The 2,612-nt window shown below is 45.9% G+C and carries 2 protein-coding genes; both read left to right on the top strand.

What is annotated here, in order from left to right; translation table 11 throughout:
* Positions 1-1,964, top strand: a 1,964-nt coding sequence (locus tag KDK19_RS15905) for a DUF4116 domain-containing protein (RefSeq protein WP_257292338.1), incomplete at its 5' end; no start/stop codon positions are given.
* Positions 1,965-2,141: 177 nt separating this feature from the next.
* Positions 2,142-2,612, top strand: a 471-nt coding sequence (locus KDK19_RS15900) for a hypothetical protein (RefSeq protein ID WP_257292337.1), incomplete at its 3' end; no start/stop codon positions are given.

Raw genomic sequence — 2,612 nt, 5'->3', positions numbered from 1 at the left:
CCCGTTTGTTGGCATTTTTTGCCTCCGGCGGCGGACTGGATTGTCTGGCAAACCCCATAAAACTGAGCATGTCGCCGCAACGATCAAAGATACTGGCAGAGACTAAGGAGAGTGTAAAAAGGTTAATTTATGGGGCTGAAGCACAGCTGAAAGGTTACCGGGCCTTTTTGTTGCTGGCGGGTGAAAAGGGTTCATCCGGGGTGAAGCCATTGCTGAAAGATTTATCGCAACTGAGCAACCGGTTTGAGGCGCTGAAACAAACCATTGGATTCGGGTTAGAGAGTATCATTCTGCCCATGCAAGCCGCTGAGGAAGGGCAGGTATCCCAGAGACTGTTTCGCCAGTGGGTGTCAGCCTGTCATCAGCTACAATCCTGTCTTCAAGCACTCGATCCTCGAAAGGCTGAGCAGGTTCTGAGTGTTCATGAGCTGATTTTTGCCCTGCATCAGTGCTTCATAAAGGCACTGGCACCGGTCGCTCTGGCTTCGGGTCGCGGCAGGCTGACCAGGGAAAGGGATGTCACCTATGTTGATTGCACGACTCCGGGTAAAACGTTGACGCTGTTGAGTCCTTCCTGCAAGGCATCCATCAAAAAATCAGGGCTTTCAGCCACTGTCGTCAGTCTGGATGATGTCCTGATTGTAAACCTGATGTTAGGATTTCACGTGGGTCTCATCGAGCTACTTGAACACGCAGAGGGAGGAAAAGGGCGAACCTTGCGGCTGAAATTTTCTGACGTGTTTAATGAGTTTTATTGCGATCATAAAGTTGGCAAGTTAAAACGTATGTGGTTTTTGGTGCAGTTACTGAAAGCGATCGAACTGGATAAAAATGCTGATGGTATTAAGTTGTCTTGCAACGCAGTGGCAGGAGAAATAATCATCGCATGGCACCGAATGGAATCACGTGAAACCATGCAAGATGCCTTTGGAAAACTGCTGATTGTACTAGACGCTATGTTTAATCTGGATCAACAATTGGAACACACTGCCATCTTTGAAGGAGATCAGTGGGACTTTAACTTGCTTGCACAACGCCTTAACAGGCAAGTTGTGACAGAAGCCGATAGATTTGCCTTTCAACATTGCCTTTTCTCATTGTTTTACAGAAAGGGTTACTGTATTACTCCCGCTTGCTGCCAGTTATTAAGCGACCACCTCCAACAGATTGTTAATCTTGCTGAGCGACTGGATGAGTGTCAGTGGTTAGTATTATGCGGAAGAAAGCCGGAGGACAGTGTTCGGAAAATGTTAATGAGTGATGAGATCAGTGAGGACGCCCGCAAGGAAGTTTTGCATCACTTTTTATTATTTGATCCCAAAAACGCTATTCGAGTGGTTGAGCATGTGTATGACCTGAGAAATCAATACTTTATTATCAATCGATCCTACAGTTACAGACTGAATTTTTATATTCCCCCGTTTCACTCGCTTCCGGATAATAAAGAAAAGCTCAAGAATGTTTTGCTGAAGCACGGATTGAAATATGCCAGCCAACGGGTACGAAATGATAGAGAGCTGGTATTAGAAACCATTGCAAAACATCCACTTGATCTGCAATATGCAAGTGAAGAAATGAAGAGAGATAAAGAAGTTGTCTTAGCCGCAGTCAATCGGAATGGCTATTGTATGGGTCATGCCAGCCCGAAGCTTCAGGATGATTATGAGTTTGTTATGACAGCTGTCGAAAAAAGTCCTGAAGCTCTTCGGTATGCCAGTGAAAGAATCCGAAGGGATAAAAATATTATTAATAGTGTCATTGCTCATAGCATTAAATTCTTAATGGATGCCAGTGAAACGGTGTTGAATGATCGCGACTATATACTCGACTTAATTGCAAAGGAACCTCTGGCTTTCAAATATGCGGCTGCCGAGCTTCAACGTGATAAAGCTTTTATCGATTCAGCCATTCTGAGAAATCCCAAAGTGATTGAATACACCAGAAAATGTTCGGATAAGGTCTGATTGGCTCTGACAACGTTGACCAGTGCAAAACGTGTTGCCAGCTTATTGTTATTTTTCTATTGCCTGCTTCAGGCTGCCGGGTGAACTTTACTAAAAAATTATTGTCAAAAGGAGGTGGTTTATTGATGTGCCAGCTATCAAAACATGGATTCATATTAACATGAGAGGGATATCTTGATGTTACCTGCTACCTTTGATCCTGAAATTCCGGGAACGAATCAAAATCAGAATGCCGGGGCTTCTGGTTCATCCAGCAGGGTCAGTCGTTCAGCCAAAAGGCAATTAAGTTCTCCTGGTGCCAGTAGTATTACTGACCCAGTGTCGCTGGTTAAGCGCAGCTGCCGTTCTGCTTCAGATAAGGCTCTCATGTACCGGGAACAACTTGGGGGCAAGGGGTTGTTTTTGTGGCGCATGGAGAACGCCGATTTGCCTGTTCCATCATTCCAGTGTGTGACCGCTCAGGTCATGGAGGCTCTCGAGCAATACCCGCTGGATAGTCATCGTTTAGGCCCCTGTCTCCCGAGGATCGTCGATGAACCGGAGGCAAAGATCAGTCTGGCGAACATCAGGGAGCGCCTCAATGCTTTGCCACCTTCAGAGCAAACCAAAAGAGATAGCTGGCTGGCGGGTCTGGCGGCATTTATTGCC

The organism is Endozoicomonas sp. ONNA1, assembly GCF_024606325.1.
Classification (GTDB): domain Bacteria; phylum Pseudomonadota; class Gammaproteobacteria; order Pseudomonadales; family Endozoicomonadaceae; genus Endozoicomonas_A.
This window is presented reverse-complemented; position numbering and strand designations above follow the sequence as displayed.